The sequence below is a fragment of the Pseudophaeobacter profundi genome, assembly GCF_029697505.1.
In the GTDB taxonomy this organism is placed as follows: Bacteria; Pseudomonadota; Alphaproteobacteria; order Rhodobacterales; family Rhodobacteraceae; genus Pseudophaeobacter; species Pseudophaeobacter profundi.
This window is the reverse complement of record NZ_JARJEF010000014.1, coordinates 18,618-40,613: the sequence shown is the minus strand read 5'-3', so window position 1 is coordinate 40,613 and position 21,996 is coordinate 18,618. Positions and strand designations below refer to the sequence as shown.

The window sequence follows — 21,996 nt, the reverse complement described above, 5'->3', positions numbered from 1 at the left end:
CCCCCGAGGGCTATTTCGCCGGGGTTTTAACGGTATAATAGCCCCGGACAGAGTCCTTGCAGTGTTCCAGATACCCCTTGCCCTGCAGGGATTTGAGCGCCCGGAAAAAGGTTGGCCGTGATACATTGGCCAGCAGGGCATGGTCCTGCAGGGTGGTGGTTTTCACCGTGCCTGCGCTGCGGGCATGGTCGTTGGCCACATAATAGATGTCGCGTTCAACCGTGGAGAGATCTTGCAGGCCCATGGAATCTTCCATGTCCAAGAGCAGTTTTCTCAGTTCCAGCAGTTTTGAAATTTCAGACATGATCTTTCTAACTTTAAATCAGTGACATCTTTGGTGCCGTTCTCCAAACCGTGCAGCCCTTGCCCCAGCACAGTGCCAACTTTGGAAACGTGCTGGGTCTGATTGCGAGGCGGAGATCGCCAGGATGGACCGTGTCTGCGAAGATGCCGAAAAAGTAAACAGCCCAAAGGCAAACAGGGGAGCGGGTAAAGTATCATATTGACACCTGAAGGCTAGTGCCTAAACTCATGATGAGTCCGACAGTTTTGCTTAACCGTGAGTGGTGGTGTGTCGACAAGTTCTTTTCAGTACCAAACTCTTTACCAGACGCGGGGCCCAAGGGCCCCGCGTCTGCGTTTTGGCCGTCGGCCCTTCTCTGTCTTTGCTGTTGCGGCGCTGCTCTCGTCGGCTTGCTGATCCCGTCCTGTCGGGGGGCTGCCCTTGCGGGGTGGTAAAAAACTGGACCGAACCGGGATCTGAGTGCATCTTGGCGGGGATGGCGTCGTGTTGCGGCCCCGGTATTGTCGAATTTTATGTTTGTTATCTGTTAATTGGTTGGGGGGATGTTGTGCCGTTAGACAAGGAATCCGCGCAGGAACTGAAGAAAAAGCTCAAACTGGCCCGCAACAAAGAACTGAGTTTTGCACTGGCCCTGGGTAAAAAGCCGGAAGACTGCGCCTTGATCATGCATAAAGAGCGGGGCGGCGACAAACTGCTGTTGCAGGTCAAGAAAATGCCGGGCGTGCAGCCGAAAAAATCTTGCTACGGCACCCTGACGGTGGATGGCCAGGTGGTAAAACTGGCCTGCCGCAGTGATCCGCCGGCCGGTTTGGTGAAAAACTTCCGTCTCTTCTTTCGCAGCAATGATCTGACGATGAAGCTGGCGGTGCAGGCCCCCGGCGAGGCGGAATTCACGCTGGATGCCGAAGATCAGGCCGAAGATCAGGCGGCAAATCCAGCCCCGACCCCTGCGACCGCGCCTCCGGAGGCTCCCGCCCCTGATGCGCCTGCGGCCGCGCAGGACGCCCCCAGCCCAGAGGCGGCGGCAGAGCTTGCGGCGCTGAAGGCGCGCAGCAAGGGCCTGCAGCAGGGCATTGCCGCCCTGGAGGACGGGCCGGTGCGCGCCAAGTTGATCGAGGGGCTGACCCTGGCGGTGCAGAATTTGGCCAAGGGCGATCCTGCCAAGGCGTCGGGACTGCTGGACAAACTCGAAAAGGCGCTGCAGCAGATCGAAAAATCCAAGGCGGATTCTGCCCCCAGTTCTGATCCCAGTACTCCGCCCAGTCCCGAGAGCACCGATCCGCAGGCCGCGCGCTGGCAGGCGAGTTTTGTCAAGCTGGACCCGCATGTGCAAAAGACCCTGACAGCCGGTCATGGGGATCTCGACAAGATCAAGGCGGTCTGGGACTTTGCCAAGGGCAAGGCCCGCGAGGGGGACTTTGGGGCGGCGCTGAAAGCCGTCGGGCCGCTTTCGGCGCTGCTGTCGCAGGCGGCTGTTGCCGCCAAGAATGCCGCCGCCGAGGCCATGGAGGCCGGGGATGACAGCGCCCAGACTGGGGCCGCCTGGGACAAGACCGTGGCGCGCTATGGTCCTGTGGTGGCCGATCTGCAGAACCGCGATGACCCGCGTGCCGCCAAGGTTGCGGCGGCCTGGGAAATGGCGCTGAAGGCGGCCCGGAGTGGCGATTTTGACACCGCCAATATGATTGCAGGCCGTCTGCGCCCGCTTCTGGACAGTGAGACGACACCGGCCTCTGGGCAAAAGGTCAAACCAGGGAGGACCGCCGCCGGTCCGACCAGCCCCCCGGCCCCGCCGCAGAAGAAAGCTGTCGCCCCAGAGAGTGGACCGGAACCGGAGGCGGCGCCTGAAGCTCCTCCAGCGGCTCCGCCAGAAGTTCCTCCGGTGGCGGAACCGGAGGCGGCACCTGAAGTGGCTGCGAAGGCAGCCCCGGAGGCCAGTCCCACAGCCAGTCCCAAAGCCGCACCAGAGGCCGATCCACTGGCGCAGAGCACCGATGACCCGGTGAAAAAGCAGGCTTTGGAAAAAATTGATGCGGCCCGGGGCGGGCTGACCCGGATTGAAGGGCTGATCGCTGCCTTTGGCAGCCCCAGCCCAGAGGATTGGGCCACTGTGCTGCACCAGGCTGAGGCACTGCTGAGCCCGGACCCGGAGAAAAAGGCCACAGAGATCGAGCAGGCTGCCAAAGCGGCCGAGGGGCTGCTGGGCGATCTTGAGCCACAGATCAAACAGCTGACCCTGGACAAGCAGACCTGGGACCAGCAGCATCCGCTGTTTGCCGCCCGTCTGGTGCCGATCAAGGCCCATGCGCTGAAGAATGTTGATCCGGTCAAGACCAAGCTGGCCGAGATGGAGGCAGAGATCAGCGCAGCCGAAGCCGAGGCAGCCAGGTTCGACTTCAAAAAGGCGGCCAGCGGTATTGTCTCTTTCCTCAGCCGGGGCGATGCGCTGGAGGTTCTGGCCGATGATCTTGCCCATTACCGGGCGATCCAGGCCGACCGGCTGGTGCTGGTCACCCCGCGCCGCACCAAGGCCTCCCCCCGGGCACCGATCCAAGCCTGCATTGATGAATTGGGAACCACCTATGACGAGGCCGTCGCCAAGGCCGCCGGTGAAGACTACGAGGCGGCGGTCCGGCTGCTGAACAAGATCCCCGCGCTGGCCGATCAGGTGGATCTGCTGCTTGATCGTGAGGGGGACACAACCTTTCTTCTGGGCAAGGTGAACACTGCCCTGACCAAGCTCAACGCCCTGCCCGCGAATGTGAAGGCGCTGTTGCAGGCGGGGATTGACCGCTGTCAGGCAGCCTATGATGCCTGTCAGCCGGGGGTGGAACCGGATGTGGTGCAGGCGGCTGAAAAGCTGACGCTAGCGCGGCGCGAATGCAATGACCTTGAGGCGCGCGGTAAAAAGGCCAAGGCCTATGTGGATATGCGCGCGCTCTTTGATGCCAAGCTGAATGATTTCAAGGCCCATGCCGGCAAGGCGGGCATCGACGATGTGATCACCCGGATGGAGGCCGCCTCTGCCAGTGCTGCCTCGGATGCGATTATGCGCAAATTTGACAGCGCCACCCGGATCCTGGCGGCCAATCAGGGCGACTGGCCCGCCTATAAGACCCGGGCCGATGATTATCTTGCCTATAAGACCAGGCGCGATGCGCTGGTGGCCCGGCTGAAAGAACTGCGCAAACTGCCCGATGCTGCGGCGGCGGTTGATGAACTGGCCATCTGTGACAGCCAGTTGCGCCAGGCCAGCACCGAAGCGGCGGCGCGCGATTACAAAAGCGCAAAGGAAAGCATCATCGCAGGGGATGCAACGGCGGATGTGGCCAAGACCCTCATCGAGATGCGGGCCGAGATGGCCAAGCTGAAAAAGGACGATGTGCTGGCGGCGGTTGATACCGATGTGGTGGCGGCCTTCAAGAACTATGGCGAACTGGAAAAATTTGTCGCAGGCAAGGATGACGGCACATTTGCCACCCTGCGCGCCGCCGCCGCGGCCAAGGCACAAAAGGGCCGGACCGCCTCGATGGGGGCCAGCCCCGATCTGGACGCGGTGCGGGCGCATCTGGACGCGGCGATCAAGCAGCTGGAGGCGGTGTTGCAACAGGCGGCCTGCAAAGGCGCCTTTGACAGCCTGCGCAGCGCCATTCGCCCGGCAGTCGAGACGGAGCTCAAGACTGGCAGCGACGCCAATGATAGCTGTCTGGCCAGCGATTTGCAGGCGATCAATGCACTGCTGACGGCCGCGGATCAGGCGGTGGTTGCGCCGGGGCTGGATTTTGCCACCGGGCTGGAAAAGCTAAATGCGGCTCAGGCTCTGGTGCCGGGCGCGCGCAAGAAGCTGGCGCTCTATATCGCGGCCGGGCCGCTCAAGACCAGGCTTGCGGCCTCTGAACGCCGTCTTATCCGCAGCCGCGACAAGGCGTTGACCTATACCAATCCGATTGATGCCAAGGAAAGCCTGCAGATCGAGGTGGACAAGGTGGCAGGGTTTCGCGCCAGTTTTGATACCGATTGGGCCGCAGGCAAATATGCGGCGGCACTGGCCAAGCTGAAAGCAGATGCCAAACGTGGCTCCGCCTATGAGGCGGTGCGGGCGGATTACGTCACCGCGATCCAGCGCCGTCAGGAATGGATCTATGATGATGAGGTCAATATCGCGGGCGATCCGCTGGTGCAGAAAGAGCGCGACGAAATCGCCGCCGCCAAGGTGAAGATTGCCAATCTGTTGCAGCAGCGCGCCTTTGCGGCGGCCAGCAAGGTGGCAAATGACGATTCTTTTGCCATCGATCGCGGCAAGGCCATTCTGGCGGCCCGTACCGCCTATGACCCCAAGCGCGCCGCCGCCGAAGCCAAGGTGCAGGAGGCCGAGACCGAGGCGGGACGGGTTTCCTCCAATGCCGGGCTGACTGCCCAGGCCGCGGCCCTGCGGACCCGCTATAGCCAGGCCCATGCCGAAACCGCCGTGCCCAAGCGCCGTTTTGACACGGCCCGCCCTGAAATGGAGGCCCTGGCCACCGACTGCCAGCCGGTGATCGATGCCTGCAAGAGCTATAAGCTCTTTGTCGATGGGAGCCAGGCGGCTGCAACCAGGATCCAGGCGGTCAAGGATCATGCCCAGGCCAAGTTCATCACCCCGCTGATTGCCCGGATCGATGGCAAATACGCCAATATGATGGAGCTGGCCGCCCAGGGCCATATGAACCAGGCCAAGGCGCTGCTGGATGTGCTGCCACAGGACTGCGAGGATGCGCTGGCGGCGGCCAGGAACTCTGCGGCTCTGGCCGCCGTCAGCGATGATCTGGATGGTGCCGAGGATGGGGATACCGCAGCCATCAGCAAAGCCATCGCTGATCTGCGCGCGGTCTTTGATACGCTGAAATGGGAAAGCGAGGCGGAATATGCCAAAGGGCTGGAGGCCGCGGAACGCCAGGTTGATGCGGTTGAAGAGCAGCTGACATCAGATCCTGCAGCGGCAAAAGCTGCGATTCCCGCTGCGCTGAAAGCCTGCGAGGCCCTGCAGGTGGAGATCAGCCATCACAAGCATCTGGCAGAACTGGCGACGCGGGTCATTTCCCGGATCACCAGCACCACCGCGCCCTTTGTCAAATACAGCATCATTGCGGAAGATGCCGATGCGCTGAAGGCGGCGGTTGCTGCGGCGCTGAAAGATGCCCGGACGGGCGGCGATCCGGCCGGGGCCAGCACCGCAATCGAGACGGTGATGGATCGCCATCATGCGCTGATGCGCATGGCGGCGCGTCATGATCAGCTGCTCAAGGACTGCGACGCGCTGGAGACCCAGCATGCGGCCTTGCTGGGCAGCGAACACCGCTATGCCATCCGCGCGGATCTGGAACGCCTGTCCGGCGAGGTGGTGCAGGCCCGGGCGGCGGCGTCGAAACGCGATCACGACAGCGCCGAGGCCCATGTGAAAACGGCTCAGGCCCTGGCCGTGGATGCGGTGGCCAAGGATAAGATGGCCGACAATAAGGCCCCGGATCCTGCAAATATCAAAAAGATCCTCGAACGCCCGGACGGCGACAAGCAGCTGGATGAGATGATCAAGGGGCTGGATGCCTCGGTGCAGCGCAGGGTCCTGCGGGTGGCCTTTGAGGCCAAATATGGCTGTAAGCTCAACATCTATGCGGCGGCGGTGGATGATGATGCGACACGCCACCAGGCCGCCAATCTGGTGGCGGACGGCAGCAAGAAGGGCCCCAATATCCGCCGCTTGTATGAGGTGATGTCGGTGCTGCCGCCGCAGGACACCCGCGACAATGCCTCGATGCAGATCTTTGGCTATGAGGATGTGGCGAGCCAGGAGGGCTCTTACTATGGGGGCGATGCCAAAGAGGTGGTAATGCGCGAGGGCAATGCCAGTCTCAGCTCTGTCTATGGCTTTGGCCGCCCGCATGAGGTGGGCGAGGTCGATCCCGATTGCGAACCGGCCGATCAGGATCAGGTGGATTTCTTTTCCTGGAATACCCTGCATGAAGCGGGGCATGCGGTGGATGATCAGCGCAGTTTCATGAAGGGGGTGGCGGGCAATGCCGCCTATGGCGGCTGGCAGGAACATGGGGGCAATGTCAAACCCGTGGCCGATGCCATCGCCGGGCATTACAGCTATGATGCTGATTATGTGGCACAATATGCCAGCGGGAATGCCGATCCTGCCCAGCCGGAATGCCCCGCCGATGTGGACCCTGAAATCTGGGAACAGCGGCGCAGCAAATGTTGCGCCCATGTGGATATGGCACGGGCAACAAACGACCCCTGGGCCAGTGCCACCATCGCTGCCAAGCTGAATATCGCAGGCCGGGTTTACCATGAAAGCTACGATGGGGGCAGCTGGAGCAGCTATGCCTTTGCCGCCCGCAAGCAGGCCATCAGCGGCTATCAGTTCCGCGCGCCGGGGGAATGGTTCTCAGAGCTATATGCCGCCTATCACAGCAAAAAACTAAAAGATCAGCACCCGGCCGTTGCCTGGCTGAAGACGCTGGTCTGAGGGGAGTAGAGGATGTCACTTTTTGTTCCGATGAACCTGACCTGCCCGAACTGCGCAGCCGTGTTCACGTATGAGGCGGTTGGCAGTGTCAATGCGGACCGGCGGCCGGATCTGCGCACAGAGATTCTGGAGGATCGTTTCCAGACTGCCACCTGCAGTGAATGTGGCCATGACTTTCGGCTGGAGCCGGATTTCAATTATCTGGATGTGGGGCGGCATCAGTGGATCGCCGCCCTGCCCGCCAGCCAGCTGCGCGACCATCTGGAAATTGTCGCTGACACGCAGGCGGTGTTTGATCTGAGCTATGGCGCCGAGGCCCCCGCCGCAGCCCAGAGCGTGGGGCAGGACCTGCAGCAGCGATTGGTCTTTGGCTGGCCGGCCCTGCGCGAAAAGCTGGTGCTGCAGGACATCGGCTTTGACGACACACTTTGGGAGGTGGCCAAGCTGGACCTGCTGCGCCGCCTGCCCGAGGCCCCGATGGCCGAGGGGGTGGAACTGCGCCTGATGGGGATGCGGGCTGATATGCTCGACCTGGCCTGGATTTCCGCCAGCAGCGAAACGCACCTGAATGATTTCCAGGTCGAGCGGGGGCTTTATGACCATATTGCCGCCGACCCGGCCCCCTGGCAGGCAGTGCAGGCCTTGCTGGCCAGCAACCCGTTTGTGGATATTCAAAAACTCTTCATGGGAGAAGCCCCCCCCTGATGAGCATACCCGCCCGCCCCGGTCAGGGGGAATGCAGGGGCGCTAGCCGCGCAGGCTGCGCGATTGCCGTCCCGGAAACAGCCGTGCGGTGGCGGCGCGTTCGGTCAGGGGCGGGCCGTCGAAATAGCCTTGCAAATAGTCGACGCCGCAGGCCTTGAGCAGCAGCCGGTGTTCATCGGTTTCCGCCCCCTCGCCGGTGACCCGCATGCCCAGGGCATGGCCCAGCTTGGCGATGGCGCTGACGATGGCGCGGGTTTCTTCGGATTCCGGCAGCTTGGAGACAAAAGCTGCATCGACCTTGATCTTGTCGACCGGGAATTTCTGCAAATAGCTGAGCGAGGAATACCCCATGCCAAAATCATCCAGCGCCACGGTGACGCCCAGTTCCTGCAGGGCCTGGATTTCGCGCAGGGCAGACTGACCGCTGGCCAGCACCACGGTTTCGGTAATTTCGGCCTCTACGGCCGAGGCCGGGCAATTGGTTTCAAAGAGGCAGTCATTGACAAATTCATCAACCTGGGTGCCAAACAGCTTTGGCGACAGGTTGACCGCCACCCGGCCCTGAAACCCGGCATCATGCCAGCGGGCCGCCGTGTGAAAGGCCTGGATCATGATCTGATAGGTAAGATCGCGGATCAACCCGCTGTCTTCGGCGATGGGGATGAATTCGGCTGGGGAAATGCTGCCAAGCTGGCGGTGATGCCAACGCGCCAGGGTTTCAAACCCGATGATCTGGCCGCTGCCCAGATCTGTCTGGATCTGAAACACTGGTCGGATGTCCCCCTCGGTCAGGGCGGCGCGCAATTCCCGCTCCAGCAGGCTCTTGCGTTTGATGATCGTCTCTAGGTCTTCGTGGAAGATCTCGACCATGCCACGGCCGCCACGCTTGGCCTCATAAAGCGCCAGATCGGCGCGGCGAATACCTTCCGAGGGCGTGCTTTGGGGGCCAGACAGGGTGGCGATGCCGGCGCTCATGCCGGTGTGCAGGACCTGGCCGTTGACCTCTTGTGGCTGGGCCATTTCTTCGACCAGGCGATTGGCGATATTGCTCATCCGTTTTTGGCTGTCGTTGCCACGCACCAGAATGGCAAATTCATCGCCGCCCAGTCGGGCCGCCGTCACATAGGAACTGGTGCAGGCTTCAAATTTGCGCGCCACCACCTGTAACAGCGCATCCCCCGCCGGATGCCCCAGCGTATCGTTGATCTGTTTGAAATGATCCAGATCGGCCAGCAGGATAGAGACCTCGTCGCTGTCATCCTGCAGCCAGGTTGTCAGCGTCTGTTCCATCAGCCGCCGATTGGGCAGCCCGGTCAGGCTGTCGTGTTCGGCGAGAAAGCGCACCCGTTCTGCCTGCCGCGCCTGGTCGGAATGATCCGAGGCCAGCAGCATCGCCCCAAGGTAGTGCCCGTGTTCGTCCCGAATGGGGCCACCGCGCACCAGAAGGTTGAGCCGCTGTTGTGAGCGGTTGTGGGTGGTGGTGGTCTCAAAGGAAAAGCTTTCGTTCTTTTTGATTGTCTCTTCGGTATGGCTGGCCAGGTTTTCCGGCAGCCAGGAATGCAGGTTCAGTTGCCGCCCGACCTGGGCATCGCCAAAGAATTGCTCGGCATTGGGGTTGCACAGCACCACCTCGCCGGTTTCATCGACCAGAAGCACCCCGTCGCGGGTGGATTGCAGCGCCCGATTGATCCGCCGGTTCGCCCGCCGGGCGCTTTCGTCGTTTTGGTCGCGCAGCTCGGCCACCTCAAGTTTGTTCTGGGAGAGTTGGTGCAGGGCCTGGGCCATCAGGCCAATTTCGTCCCGACGCTCCAGTCCGGGGATCGGGCCGTCAAAATCATCGTGGCGCATGTCGATCAGGGTCTGTGTCAGGGCCTCGATGGGACGCGACAGCCGCTGCAGCACCAGATAGATCACCAGGCCAATCATGAAGAGCACAAAGAGCGAGGAGCCGATATGCCCCAGCAGGTCTTTGTTCAGCAGTTTTTTCACGGTGGACAGCGTGTGGGTCAGCTCCAGCGTGCCCAGCACATGCAGCTGGTCACCGATGGCATAGGTGATTTGTCGGCTGGCCTGCAGATCATCGGCGGCCGGATGATAGTCTGGTTTTTGCTGTTCATAGAGCGGCGTGCCACTGGCGTCAAAAATCTGCACCCGGGCGGTTCGCCCCTCGTTCAGGATGCTTTGTACCAGGCCTTCAATCTGGATGCTGTCATAGTCCCACATGGGCCGGGCCAGGGCTTCGCTGACAAAATGCAGCGCCAGGTCGCGCTCGGTTTGCAGCCCCTCGATGAAATGGGCTTTTTGGTCCAGTGCCTGATGGCTGATGCTGATGCCCTGAATGGCAATAACCGGCAGGATCAGCCCGAGAAACAGGCGGATGCGAAAGGACATCCTGGATATAAGTTGCAGTGAAAAAATCTTCATTGGAATGACCCCGCCTGGCCATACCGGACCAGAATTTCGTGATAGCGCCCTGAGTGTTGCAGCTGGGCCAGGCCTGCGTTGAATTGCTGGACATAGCGGGCCGAGCTGGGCAGGGCTGGTGAAAAGCCCAGTCGTATGGCCCGGGGCGCGCTGTAGGGTTGAATGTTGATCAGATCGGACAGGCCAAGCTGGCGGGCGCGATGGATCAGCACCGCCTGGGCCTCCAGAACCAGATCAACCCGATGATTTAAAAGTTTTTTCAGGTTGCGCGCGATCGTGTCTTGCCCATTGATCAGCTGCACCCGGCTGGGGCGGCTGCGGTTTTCGGCGATATATTGCGCCAGCCTGTTGGAATAGCGATAGTCCTGCACAGCGCCCAGCTGCAGCCCCTGCAGCCCCCGCAGGCCCTGAACGGGGCGGGCCTCGTCGCGGCGAAAGGCCAGGGCGTCTTGATGGTGGGTGATGGGCCGCGTGAAGATTAGGCCGCTGATCTTGTACATCTCGGGGCCGAGCAGACCATTGACCGCGCCAGTGTGCACCAGGGTCAGGCTGCGCGACCAGCTGAGCGTCTCATAGCGGATTTCATGGCCAAAGGGCGCCAGAGCTTCGCGGGTCAGTTCGATCAACAGGCCGGGGTGGCTGGTGTCAGAACGGCACACATAGGGGCACCAGGTGCCGGCGCGCAGCTCTATCACATCGGCATGGGCGGCGCGCCCTGCGCTAAAGGGGCCAAGCCCCGAGAGCACAAAGACCCCGATGAGGAACAAAAGTGAGGCCCGTTCTGATAGGGCAGTTGCTAAAACGCGGATCCCCCACATGAACGCTTCCTTTTCCTTTCATCTCTGGGGGGTGACTGTGCCGCGATATCGTTAAATTCGCGTATGACAGCGGTTGTGAACCCCGCCTCTCTGCGGGGGAATTCGGTGCCAAAAGTCGATAATTTTACTAAAGCCCGGCGGCACCCGGACTGGCGTCACAGGCTGCAAGCACAGCCGCAAAAGGCTGTGCCCGAAAGGGGCGAGATCAAAACCAGGCTGGCCGAACCTGCGATAGCGGGCTATAGGTGACGGGAATCGGTGCCTATACATGGCGCCATGAAAGGCCTATACGCGGCCAATTGCTGCCGGGGCCCTGCCCTTTGTGCGGCAGCCCTGGTTTGGCCTCCGCCACAATAGAAAAGCAGATCATCTCTTGAAACAGACATTAGCGCTGGCGCTCGAGCGCCGTGGATATTCCTCTTTGACCCCAGTACAAGAGGCGGTCTCTGATCCGGCCCTGTCCGGTGTCGACCTTCTGGTATCCGCCCAGACCGGGTCGGGTAAGACCGTCGGTTTTGGCCTGGCCATTGCCGATACGATTTTGGGCGCGGATGAAAAATTCGCCCCCGCCGCCACGCCACTGGCGCTGGTGATTGCCCCCACCCGCGAGCTGGCGATGCAGGTCAAGCGCGAGCTGGCCTGGCTGTACGGCGAAGCAGGTGCGGTGATGGCTTCCTGTGTGGGCGGCATGGATATGCGTGATGAACGTCGTGCCCTGGATCGTGGGGCCCATATCGTGGTGGCGACACCGGGCCGTCTGCGCGACCATATCATGCGTGGCTCTATCGATCTGTCCGATTTGCGCGCCGTGGTGCTGGATGAAGCGGATGAAATGCTGGATCTGGGCTTTCGCGAAGATCTGGAATTCATCCTTGGGGAATCCCCCGCCGAGCGCCAGACCCTGCTGTTTTCCGCCACCGTGCCGCCGGCCATTGCCGGCCTGGCCAAAAGCTATCAGCGCGATGCCAAGCGGATTTCTACCGTGGCCGAGAAAAGCCAGCACAGCGATATCGAATATCAGGCGATGTCGGTGGCGGCCCGCGATGATGAAAACGCCATCATCAATGTGCTGCGTTATTATGAATCGCCCAATGCCATCGTGTTCTGCAATACCCGCGCCATGGTCAACCGCCTGCTGAGCCGCCTGTCCAACCGCGGCTTTTCGGTGGTGGCCCTCTCGGGTGAATTGTCCCAGGCCGAGCGGAGCCATGCGCTGCAGGCGATGCGCGATGGCCGCGCCCGTGTCTGTGTCGCCACCGATGTGGCGGCGCGCGGTATTGACCTGCCGAACCTGGATCTGGTGGTGCATGCCGAACTGCCCAACAGCCACGAAACCCTGTTGCACCGGTCGGGCCGGACAGGTCGGGCCGGACGCAAGGGCGTCAGCGCCCTGGTGGTGCCGCCAAAATCCACCCGCAAGGCCGAACGCCTGCTGAAGATGGCCAAGCTCACCGCAACCTGGGATAATGCGCCCTCGGCGGAGATGATCAAGGCGCGCGACGGCGAGCGCATGCTGGCTGATCCCGCCTGGAGCGAGGTGCCTGCCGCCAGCGAAGAAGCGATGGTTGCCAAGCTGGTCGAGGAATTCTCGCCGCAGCAGTTGGCCGCGGCCTATCTACGCCTGTGGAATGCTGGGCGGTCCGCACCAGAAGAGCTGTCAGCGGCCAATGCCAAGCCCGAGCCGCGCGCGCCCTTTGGCCCCAGTGTCTGGTTCTCGCTGGATACCGGCCGCGACAAGGGGGCCGATCCGCGCCGTCTGTTGCCGATGCTGTGCCGCGCCGGGGATATCACCAAGGCCGATATCGGTGCGATCCGCATCCAGAATGACGAAACCTTTGCCGAGATCCGCGAGGCCCAGGTCGCGGGTTTCCTGAACTCCATGGGCACCGAGATGGTGCTGGATGACGGTACCAAACTGACCCGTCTGAACACGCCGCCCAATATTCCGGCGGGCCGGACTTCGGCCCCGCGCAAGCCAGGTGGCGCAGGCCGGAAACCCGGTGGCTATGAGGACAAGCGCCCGCATCGCGGCGCCGAGGCCGGTGGCTACAAGGACAAGAAACCCTATGGCGGGGATAAGCCGCGCGGTGATCGCTCGGAACGCCCGCGCCATAAAGCCGAGGCCCCGCGCGAACCCAATGCCGTGGTGAGCGAAGTCGGCCCCCGCAGCAAACCCGCTGCCAAGGCTGACAGCAAACCGAGCTATCGCGCCGGTGCTGGGGATCCCGGTAAGAGCTGGCGTAAGGATGGCGGCAAGCCGGGGGCAAAACCAGGTGGTAAGCCGGGCGGCAAGCCAGCCGGGAAACCTGCAGGCAAGCCCGCGGGCAAGTTTGGCGGCAAGCCAAGCGAGGAGCGCGGCGGTCCCAAAGGCCCGCCACCGCCCAAGGGTAAATCCAATAGCAAGAAGAACCGCGCCCGCGCCGCCGAGGCCAAGGCCACCAAGGGTGGCAGCGCCAAGCCGCGTCGGCCCAAGGGGTGATGGCGGCGTTTCGCATCAAAGGCGAAACGCTGTAAGAGACCGGGCCTGATCAGGGCATGTTGCATCAACCGCCGCCAAGGAGAAATCCTTGGCGGCGGTCTCGTTTGGGCCTCTCTATCTAGTCCGCTATTTGACCCGTCTCACTGGGGAAGGAAGGGGAAAAAGGGGGCGCTGCCCCCGGCCCTCTGGGCCTCCCCCGAGGTATTTGCGGTAAGATGAAATCTGGCAGGCCTGGCCCGGGCTAGCGGGTTGCGGCTTCTACTGCGGCGGCTACCTCGGCCACGGTGGTGTTCAGCAGTCCTTCGTCTTCGCATTCTGCCATCACCCGGATCAGCGGCTCGGTGCCGGATTTACGGATCAGCAGGCGGCCCTTGTCCTTGAGCACGGCCTCGGCGTCGCGAATGCTTGCCTGGACCGAGGCCAGTTCCAGCGGGGTTTGACCGGCGGTAAAGCGCACGTTCTGCAGCAGCTGTGGCACCGGATCAAACTGCGATAGCAGCTGTGAGGCGCTCTGGCCGGTTTCCACCAGGGCGGCCAGCATATGCAGCCCGGCCATCAGCCCGTCGCCAGTGGTGGCATAATCGCTCATCACGATATGGCCGGATTGTTCGCCGCCTAGGTTAAAGCCGCCGGCCCGCATCCGTTCCACCACGTAGCGGTCGCCAACGGCGGTGCGTTCCAGCTGTAGCCCCTGCCCCTGCAGGTGGCGTTCCAGCCCGAGATTGGACATCACCGTTGCCACCAGGGCATTGCCGGCCAGGGTTCCGGCCTCGGCCCAGCGACCGGCCAGAAGGGCCATCAGCTGATCGCCATCGGCCACCTTGCCGGTCTGGTCGATCAGGATCACCCGGTCGGCATCGCCGTCCAGGCAGATGCCGACATCGGCACCATGGGCCAGCACCGCCGCCGCCGCTGCCGCTGGCTGGGTCGAGCCACAGTCGCGATTGATATTGAGCCCATCGGGGCTGACCCCGAGGGGGACGACTTCAGCGCCGAGTTCCCACAGCACTTCGGGGGCGGTACGGTGGGCCGCGCCATTGGCGCAGTCCAGAACCACCTTGAGCCCATCCAGGCGAATGCCACGCGGCAGTGAGGATTTGACCCGCTCGCCATAGCGAAAGCGGGCGTCATCAATGCGTTTGGCCCGGCCGATATTCTGGGCCTGGGCCGGGGTGACACCGGCGTTGATCAGGGCCTCGATTTCGATTTCGGCCTGGTCGGAGAGTTTGAAGCCATCGGGACCAAAGAATTTGATGCCATTGTCCTGCGCCGGGTTATGGCTGGCCGAGATCATCACCCCGAGGTCGGCGCGCATCGAACGGGTCATCAGCCCCACGGCAGGGGTTGGCACCGGCCCCAGCAGCAGCACGTTCATGCCGGTCGAAGTGAGCCCGGCCGTGAGGGCGCTTTCGAACATATAGCCCGAAAGCCGGGTATCCTTGCCAATCACTACCCGGTGCACGCCGCCGGCCTCGCGGCGGAAATATCGCCCCACGGCTGCGCCGATGCGCAGCGCCATATCTGCGGTCATCGGGTGGATATTGGCTGTGCCTCGCACCCCGTCAGTGCCAAATAAGTTGCGCATTTTGCATCCTATGAATGTCGTTTCTGCCAGAGTGCAGCCAGGCATAGAAAGCCCAGGCCTGCGGCGACAGGCTGTTGTGCCAGCATAAAGCCCCGCTTGTACAGGGCCAGAGGCGCAGTTTCGAGACCCCGCTGTGAGCGATATCCTGCTGTGGAGACAGGGGAGCAGCGGCTACAGGACAGCATTGGGCGCCGACCGATGCTGTGTCACCGGATGAGCCCCGGAAGCTGAAGTGAGGCCAAAATTGCCTGATGCGGCAGAGCTGTTTTAAGCGTCGCGTGCCGCCGTCCCCTTTAATGTATTAATATAATTTAATATTTATTACCGAAAAACTAGCGGGAAGCTCCGCATTTTCGCCACAAGATCAGCCTTAGCGCGGCCTGCCATTTTTTTATCCAGTCTTCGACGCTTCTTTCTGCATCGGAGATCTGCCCCATGTCCTTTCTCAATTCTGCACTTTCGCTTTCCGGGTTGCGCAAGATGGCGACGGTGGCGACCCTGGCGCTGTCGACGCTACTTGTGCCCCTGCACAGTGCCAGTGCCGCCCAACGCGGCACCTATGTGGTGGGCAATGACCGGGGCGGCTATCTGCATGACCGGCTGGTCGAGCTGGGCCATCTGCAACGCAATGGCACCCACGTGCAGATCCGCGGGCGGGTCTGCTATTCTACCTGCACCATGTTTCTGGGCCTGTCGGATACCTGTATTGATCCTAATACCACCTTTGGCTTTCACGGGCCCTCCCAAAGTGGCCGCCGTCTGGCACCGCAGCAGTTTGAATATTTTTCCCAGGTGATGGCCGATTACTATCCGGCCGAGCTGCGCGACTGGTTCATGCGTGAAGGACGCCACCGGATTTCCGGCATCTACAAGATCAAGGGGTCAGAGTTGATCCGAATGGGCGTGAAACCCTGCGGCAAGGCCTGAGACTGGCCTCGAAGGCCGGGGCCCGGTTGCACCGCCTCTCTCTGGCGCGTATTTGAGAGAGGGAAAGAGACCCTTGGCGGGTCTTTTCCTTTTGTTGCCTCGCAAGGGCGCTGCGGGAGAGGTGAGCCTGATCCATGCTATCCAATCTATTGCACAGACTGGGCGGTGCGCGGCGCCAGACTCTGCCCTGCCCGGACCGCCCCCTGGCCGTGATTGGCGATGTGCATGGATCCCTGGACCTGTTGCAGGATCTGTTGGCCAAGCTGCCCTCTGACGCAGAGGTGGTTTTGGTGGGGGATTATATTGACCGCGGAGAAGACAGCGCCGGGGTCTTGCGATTTCTGTCTGATCGGCCGGATCTGATCTGCCTGCGGGGCAACCATGAAGACATGATGCTGCGGTTTCTGGCTGACCCCAGCCGCCATGGTCCCCGCTGGCTGCAGCATGGCGGGGTGCAGACGCTGGCCTCTTTTGGCATTGCCAGTGGTCCCGCCAGTGCGACCCGCGAAGGCCTGACAGACTGCCGTGATGCGCTTTTGGCCGCACTGGGGACAGAGCTGCTGGATTTTGTGACGCAGCTTTTGCCCAGCTACCTGTCGGGCAATGTCTTGGTGTCCCATGCCGGGGCGAACCCTGCGGTGGCACCGGAGGATCAAGATCCGGCTGTTCTGGCCTGGGGGCATCCCGATTTTGACAAGATCCCGCGCCGGGATGGCATCTGGATGGCCTATGGCCATGTGATACAGGATCGCGCCAAGGTGGCGCAGCGCAGGATTGCAATTGATACCGGGGCCTATGCAACGGGCAGATTGTCTGCTGTCTACCTGGCACCAGGGGCGGAACCAGCCTTCATGTCTGTGCTGCGATAAGGCCAGACCCTGAGCTAGGGAGAGTGATCCCCATAGTAGCTGCGGTACCAGTCGACAAACTGCGCGACCCCCTCTGTCACGTCGGTTTTTGGCGCATAGCCTGTCAGCCGCCGCAACAGCGCGGCATCTGCCCAGGTTGCGGGCACATCGCCGGCCTGGATCGGCATCAGGTTCTGCTGTGCCTTGATCCCCGTTGCGACCTCGATTGCTGTGATAAAGCTGGTGAGCGGCACACTGTCTGAATTGCCGATATTGACCACGCGCCAGGGCGCGACAGGCGACAGGCTGTCGCCATCTTCAACCACACCGTTTTCAGGCCGTTGCGGCACCACATCGAGCAGCAGCTGGATCGCCTCGACCAGATCGGTGACATAGGTGAAATCCCGCTTCATGTCGCCATGATTATAGACGTCGATCGGCTTGCCTTCCAAAATGGCCTTGGTGAATTTGAACAGGGCCATATCCGGGCGGCCCCATGGTCCGTAGACCGTAAAGAAGCGAAACATGGTTGTTGGCAGGCCATAGAGGTGAGCATAGGAATGCGCCATGCTCTCGGTCGATTTCTTGGTGGCAGCATAGAAAGACATCTGGTGATCGGCGCGCTCGGTCTCTTGATAGGGCATCGTGGTATTGGCGCCATAGGCCGAGGAGGTCGATGCCAACAGAAGGTGGCGCGGCGGATAGGCCCGGGCCGCTTCCAGGAGCTCAAAAGTCCCGATAATATTGCCTTCCAGATAGGAACGAGGGTTTTCAATCGAATAGCGAACCCCTGCCTGCGCCGCGAGATGGATCACATAGTCCGGCTTGTGACGGGCAAAGAGCCCGTTCAAGAGCTGCGGATCTTCGACTTTGCCAATGACGGGAAGAAAGCCCTCCTGCCCTTCCTTGGCCAGGATGGCATGGCGGTCTTGCTTGAGCGCGACACTGTAGTAATTGGTGAGCGCATCAACCCCCACCACCTGATAGCCCTGCTGCAAAAGCAGCCTACACAGGTGAAAGCCGATAAACCCGGCCGATCCGGTGACAAGAACGGTCTGCATTGTATCGTTTAATCCTCGCCGAACAAATCGCGGGTAAAGACCCTGTCCGAGACATCGCGAATTTCATCCGTCAGCCGGTTGGCGACAATAAGATCCGCCGCCGCCTTGAAGGCCTCAAGATCGCGGATCACGCGACTGTGGAAGAAGTGGTCTTCCTCCATGACCGGTTCATAGATAATGACCTCGATGCCCTTGGCTTTCAGCCGCTTCATGATGCCCTGGATCGACGATTGGCGGAAATTGTCCGATCCGGCCTTCATCACCAGCCGGTGGATGCCGACGGTTTTTGGCCCACGCATCAGGATCTGATCGGCAAGGAAATCTTTGCGGGTGCGGTTGGCGTCAACAATGGCGCGGATCAGGTTCTGCGGCACGTGATTGTAGTTGGCCAGCAGCTGCTTGGTGTCCTTTGGCAGGCAATAGCCACCATAGCCAAACGACGGATTATTGTAATGGCCGCCGATCCTCGGGTCGAGGCTGATGCCCTCGATGATCTGGCGGCTATCCATGCCACCGGCCATGGCATAGCTGTCCAGCTCGTTGAAAAAGGCAACCCGCATGGCGAGGTAGGTATTGGCAAACAGCTTGATCGCCTCGGCCTCATCCAGGTCGGTGAAGAGGATTTCGACATCTTTCTTCTGGGCACCTTCAAGCAGGAGATTGGCAAAGGTCCGGGCGCGCTCGGATCGCTCTCCGACGATGATGCGGCTGGGATGCAGGTTGTCGTAAAGGGCGCGGCCTTCGCGCAGGAATTCCGGTGAAAAAATCACTTGATCCGTCGCAAGCCGGGCGCGAAGGCCGCGCACATAGCCCACCGGAATGGTCGATTTGATGATGATGGTGGCCTTTGGATTGACCTGCATGACCTCTGTCACGACGGCCTCGACGGTGGAGGTATCAAAGGAATTGGTCTGGGCGTCATAATTGGTTGGTGTTGCGACGATCACGTAATCCGCATCCTGGTAGGCGGCGGCCCCGTTGGTTGTGGCGCTGAGCTTGAGATCTCGTGTCGCAAGGAAATCTTCCAGTTCGGGGTCGGCGATGGGGCTCTGGTTGGCATTGACCATCGCGACACGACCCTCGGCGATATCAACGGTGACGACCTCGTGGTTCTGGGCCAGCAGCACTGCGTTGGAAAGTCCTACATAGCCAATTCCGGCAACAGCAATTTTCATAGTTGGCATCCTGTTTTGCGTTGTGTCGTATCTGTCCCAAGGGCGGCAGAGGCTCGTCTGTTCTGGGCGCAGCCTTTCCAGGAGCTGCCGGTCCGGATCCTGATCAGCACTATCGACGCGGAAAAATCAACGCCATTGCCTTGCCCCGCCCCCGGTTTTGCCGAGGCCTGAAACAGGTTTCTTTCCCCGATCAGGGGGCGATATTTCTTGGGGTCGCTTTTGCGCGAGAGCGGCCGCAAAGGGGTGCCCGGGCCATCGCACAGAAGAATGGGGATGATTGGGGTCACAAGACCTACTCTATCAAGCAATAATTACAATGGGATATTGGTAGCGAAGCTTTGAATTTGAGACAAGGCAGCGCGTCATCTTGGCGTTAATATTTAGCCCCAAGGCAGGGCTCGACGCCAAATCTATTGTGGCGACACTGGCTGGGTGAAGCCGGCCTGATATCTGGCCGATCTGGTCGTTGAATCCCTTGGGGATTATACAGCCAACACCTGTGCGCCTTGCAATCATGGATTGAAATGAGCGTGTTGCACAAATCGTTTTCGATGCTTAGGTGTTCAGTCCCGGCATCTGGTGGATCGGGTTTATGATGAATCGATCTGGCTCTGAAGTCCAGATTTTGCAGATGTATTCGTAAGGTGTGAGACCGCTAAGTGTCTTGAGACGGCGCGCGTAATTGTAGGCGCCAAGGAAGTCACTGAAATGGGTTCGAAGTTGCTCGTGACTATCGTAGTGGTACCGCTTGACGGTCGCTTCCTTGATCGTGCGGTTCATGCGCTCTACCTGACCATTTGTCCAAGGGTGGTTTGGCTTGGTTAGGCGATGCTCAATGCCATTTGCTTCGCAAATCATATCGAACCGCATGGGCCGAGAATAGGCGGTGTTCCGGTTGCGAGGTTGCTCAGAAAACTGGATGCCGTTGTCCGTCAATATTGTGTGGATCTTATACGGCACGGCTTCCAACACAGCCTCTAGAAACTCCCAGGCCGTCTTGCGGTTTGCTTTGTCCGCAAGCTGTGCGACGGCAAACTTGCTGGTGCGATCAATGGCTACAAAGAGATACAGCTTGCCCTCATTGGTCCGAAGCTCCGCGATATCGATGTGGAAGTAGCCAATAGGATAGCGTTTGAACTTTTGCCGCTTGGGCTTGTCGCCCTCCATGTCTGGCAACCGGGATATGCCATGTCGTTGCAGACAACGATGTAACGAAGAGCGCGTCAGATGTGGGATCGTTGGCTGCAAGGCATAGAGGCAATCATCCAACGGCAGCAGAGTATGACGCCGGAAAGCCACGACCATCGCCTCCTCATCGGCGCTCAGCACCATCAAACCATGGGATCAAACACCTAGCTAAGCATCGAAAACGATTTGTGCAACACGCTCCTAGCCCAGCAGATGTTCCAGATACCTGCCATAGTCGTTCTTGGCAAAGAGCTGTGCGCGGGCCTGCAGCTGGTCCCGGTCGATCCAGCCCTGTTCATAGGCGATCTCTTCCGGGCAGCCGGTCTGCAGCCCCTGGCGATCCTGCAGGGTGCGAACAAAATTGCCCGCCTCCAGCAGCGATCCATGGGTGCCGGTGTCAAGCCAGGCATAGCCGCGCCCCATGGTTTCAACCCGCAGCGCGCCCTCATCCAGATACATCTGCAACAGATCGGTGATTTCCAGCTCGCCACGGGGGCTGGGCGTTACCGCCCGCGCCCGCGCAGGCGCGGATCCATCCAGGAAATACAGCCCGGTCACCGCGTAATTCGACGGCGCCACTTCGGGCTTTTCAATGATCTGACGGGCCCGGCCGGCCGCATCAAAATCCACCACTCCGTAGCGTTCCGGATCAGCCACGTGATAGCCAAAGACACTGCCGCCTGCGGGCTGCTGATCCGCCGCTGCCAGCAGCTTTGGCAGACCATGGCCAAAGAAGATATTATCCCCCAGCACCAGGGCCGAGGGCGCGCCCGCCAGAAAGTCTTCGGCCAGAATGAAGGCCTGCGCCAGACCATCGGGGCTGGGCTGCACCACATAGGTCAGATCGACCCCCCACTGGCTGCCATCGCCCAGGGTGCGCTTGAACTGCTCCTGGTCCTGCGGCGTGGTGATCACGCAGATCTCACGGATCCCCGCCAGCATCAGCACCGAGAGCGGATAATAGATCATCGGTTTGTCATAGATCGGCAACAGCTGCTTGGAGACACCCATGGTGATGGGATACAGCCGGGTGCCCGAGCCGCCCGCCAGAATAATACCTTTTCGTGCCGTCATGGCCTCGCTCCCAAATCGTGCAAAATATCTGCCAGCCCAACCCGCCAATCGGGCTGCGCAATGTTAAAAACAGTCTCTAATGTGGTGCAATCCAGCCTTGAATTCAGCGGCCGGGGCGCCGGGGTTGGATAATCCGAGCTCGGGATGCCTGCAACCTCGCAGGCAATATTGCCCTGGGCAAAGATCTCAGCCGCAAAACCGGCCCAACTGACCTCGGGCGCGGCCTGCAGATGATAGGTGCCGGATTTGCCCGGATCCGCCCGCAGCTGGCGCGCGACCTCCAGACAGGCCGCTGCAATGTCGCGCGCCGGGGTCGGCGCGCCGATCTGATCGGCGACAATACTCAGCTGATCGCGCTCTGCCCCCAGGCGCAGCATGGTTTTGACAAAGTTGGTGCCATGGGACGACACCACCCAGGATGTGCGCAAAATGGCAGTGACCCCGCCGGCCGCCCGCACCGCCGCTTCCCCGGCCAGCTTGGAACGGCCATAGGCATTCACCGGCGCGGTCGCATCCCCCGGCTGCCAGGGGGTGTCGCCGCTGCCGTCAAAGACATAATCGGTCGAGATATAGACCAGCGGCAGCCCACGGGCCGCGCAGGCCTGCGCGATGGCCCCCGGTGTTGCGCCATTGATGGTTGTGGCCAGGCTCTCTTCGCTCTCGGCCCTGTCGACCGCCGTATAGGCGGCGGCAATGATCACCGCATCAATGCCCGCCGCGCCCGCGACCTGCGCCGCCGCCGCTGCCGGGTCGCTGAACTCTGCCTGATCCCGCCCCAGACAGGTCACCCCCTCCAGTCGCGCCAGCTCCTGGGCCAACTGACCGGTCTTTCCAAACACCAGAATGTTCATGTCCTGCGCCCTGTTTTCATCTTGCTGCAAATACCTCCGCCGGAGG

Annotated in this window: 13 protein-coding genes and 1 pseudogene; 5 read left to right on the top strand and 9 right to left on the bottom strand. The window is 61.1% G+C overall.

Features of this window, described 5'->3' with window-relative positions; genetic code table 11:
* Positions 1 to 10 precede the first annotated feature (10 nt).
* On the bottom strand, positions 11 to 304 hold the full coding sequence (locus P2081_RS17745) for a hypothetical protein (RefSeq protein ID WP_278924206.1): 294 nt from the start codon (positions 302 to 304) through the stop codon (positions 11 to 13).
* Between the two features lie 547 nt (positions 305 to 851).
* On the opposite strand from P2081_RS17745, the gene P2081_RS17740 reads away from it, so the two are divergent.
* Together P2081_RS17740 and P2081_RS17735 are read left to right on the top strand one after the other, a co-directional pair.
* A complete protein-coding gene (locus P2081_RS17740) occupies positions 852 to 6,815 on the top strand; it encodes a hypothetical protein (protein WP_278924205.1) in 5,964 nt (1,987 codons plus the stop codon).
* 12 nt (positions 6,816 to 6,827) lie between these two features.
* Complete coding sequence (locus P2081_RS17735) at positions 6,828 to 7,520, top strand: CpXC domain-containing protein (RefSeq protein WP_278924204.1); 693 nt, start codon at positions 6,828 to 6,830, stop codon at positions 7,518 to 7,520.
* A gap of 42 nt (positions 7,521 to 7,562) precedes the next feature.
* On the opposite strand, the gene P2081_RS17730 is transcribed toward P2081_RS17735, so the two are convergent.
* Both P2081_RS17730 and P2081_RS17725 read right to left on the bottom strand, forming a co-directional pair.
* Entirely contained in the window at positions 7,563 to 9,944 is a 2,382-nt protein-coding gene (locus P2081_RS17730) for an EAL domain-containing protein (protein ID WP_278924203.1), read from the bottom strand.
* On the bottom strand, positions 9,941 to 10,762 hold the full coding sequence (locus tag P2081_RS17725) for a substrate-binding periplasmic protein (RefSeq protein WP_278924202.1): 822 nt from the start codon (positions 10,760 to 10,762) through the stop codon (positions 9,941 to 9,943). Before P2081_RS17725 ends, P2081_RS17730 begins: the two co-directional genes overlap by 4 nt.
* Before the next feature lie 373 nt (positions 10,763 to 11,135).
* On the opposite strand from P2081_RS17725, the gene P2081_RS17720 reads away from it, so the two are divergent.
* Complete coding sequence (locus P2081_RS17720; RefSeq protein WP_278924201.1) at positions 11,136 to 13,241, top strand: DEAD/DEAH box helicase; 2,106 nt, start codon at positions 11,136 to 11,138, stop codon at positions 13,239 to 13,241.
* A gap of 241 nt (positions 13,242 to 13,482) precedes the next feature.
* Here the strand turns inward: P2081_RS17720 and glmM are convergent, their stop codons facing one another.
* Entirely contained in the window at positions 13,483 to 14,826 is a 1,344-nt protein-coding gene (glmM, locus tag P2081_RS17715; protein ID WP_278924200.1) for a phosphoglucosamine mutase, read from the bottom strand.
* 435 nt (positions 14,827 to 15,261) lie between these two features.
* On the opposite strand from glmM, the gene P2081_RS17710 reads away from it, so the two are divergent.
* Both P2081_RS17710 and P2081_RS17705 read left to right on the top strand, forming a co-directional pair.
* Entirely contained in the window at positions 15,262 to 15,753 is a 492-nt protein-coding gene (locus P2081_RS17710) for a hypothetical protein (RefSeq protein ID WP_278924199.1), read from the top strand.
* Between the two features lie 134 nt (positions 15,754 to 15,887).
* On the top strand, positions 15,888 to 16,622 hold the full coding sequence (locus P2081_RS17705; protein WP_278924198.1) for a metallophosphoesterase: 735 nt from the start codon (positions 15,888 to 15,890) through the stop codon (positions 16,620 to 16,622).
* A 14-nt stretch (positions 16,623 to 16,636) separates the two neighbouring features.
* Here P2081_RS17705 and P2081_RS17700 read toward each other — a convergent pair whose 3' ends face one another.
* From P2081_RS17700 to rfbD, 5 genes and pseudogenes are all read right to left on the bottom strand, one after another.
* Entirely contained in the window at positions 16,637 to 17,662 is a 1,026-nt protein-coding gene (locus P2081_RS17700) for an NAD-dependent epimerase/dehydratase family protein (RefSeq protein ID WP_278924197.1), read from the bottom strand.
* An 8-nt stretch (positions 17,663 to 17,670) separates the two neighbouring features.
* Entirely contained in the window at positions 17,671 to 18,837 is a 1,167-nt protein-coding gene (locus P2081_RS17695; RefSeq protein ID WP_278924196.1) for a nucleotide sugar dehydrogenase, read from the bottom strand.
* A gap of 555 nt (positions 18,838 to 19,392) precedes the next feature.
* Positions 19,393 to 20,166: pseudogene (locus P2081_RS17685) on the bottom strand (IS481 family transposase); the annotation flags it as partial.
* Between the two features lie 60 nt (positions 20,167 to 20,226).
* Positions 20,227 to 21,099: a glucose-1-phosphate thymidylyltransferase RfbA gene (gene rfbA, locus P2081_RS17680; RefSeq protein ID WP_278924195.1), complete on the bottom strand. Its 873-nt coding sequence runs from the start codon at positions 21,097 to 21,099 to the stop codon at positions 20,227 to 20,229.
* Positions 21,096 to 21,950, bottom strand: a complete 855-nt coding sequence (gene rfbD / locus P2081_RS17675) for a dTDP-4-dehydrorhamnose reductase (RefSeq protein ID WP_278924194.1) — start codon at positions 21,948 to 21,950, stop codon at positions 21,096 to 21,098. The genes rfbA and rfbD overlap by 4 nt, the downstream gene beginning before the upstream one ends.
* Positions 21,951 to 21,996 lie beyond the last annotated feature (46 nt).

Coding starts and splice junctions, on each gene's coding strand:
- P2081_RS17745 (WP_278924206.1), bottom strand. CDS start 304: ATGTCTGAAATTTCAAAACTGCTGGAACTGAGAAAACTGCTCTTGGAC.
- P2081_RS17735 (WP_278924204.1), top strand. CDS start 6,828: ATGTCACTTTTTGTTCCGATGAACCTGACCTGCCCGAACTGCGCAGCC.
- P2081_RS17730 (WP_278924203.1), bottom strand. CDS start 9,944: ATGAAGATTTTTTCACTGCAACTTATATCCAGGATGTCCTTTCGCATC.
- P2081_RS17725 (WP_278924202.1), bottom strand. CDS start 10,762: ATGTGGGGGATCCGCGTTTTAGCAACTGCCCTATCAGAACGGGCCTCA.
- glmM (WP_278924200.1), bottom strand. CDS start 14,826: ATGCGCAACTTATTTGGCACTGACGGGGTGCGAGGCACAGCCAATATC.
- P2081_RS17710 (WP_278924199.1), top strand. CDS start 15,262: ATGTCCTTTCTCAATTCTGCACTTTCGCTTTCCGGGTTGCGCAAGATG.
- P2081_RS17705 (WP_278924198.1), top strand. CDS start 15,888: ATGCTATCCAATCTATTGCACAGACTGGGCGGTGCGCGGCGCCAGACT.
- P2081_RS17700 (WP_278924197.1), bottom strand. CDS start 17,662: ATGCAGACCGTTCTTGTCACCGGATCGGCCGGGTTTATCGGCTTTCAC.
- P2081_RS17695 (WP_278924196.1), bottom strand. CDS start 18,837: ATGAAAATTGCTGTTGCCGGAATTGGCTATGTAGGACTTTCCAACGCA.
- rfbA (WP_278924195.1), bottom strand. CDS start 21,099: ATGACGGCACGAAAAGGTATTATTCTGGCGGGCGGCTCGGGCACCCGG.
- rfbD (WP_278924194.1), bottom strand. CDS start 21,950: ATGAACATTCTGGTGTTTGGAAAGACCGGTCAGTTGGCCCAGGAGCTG.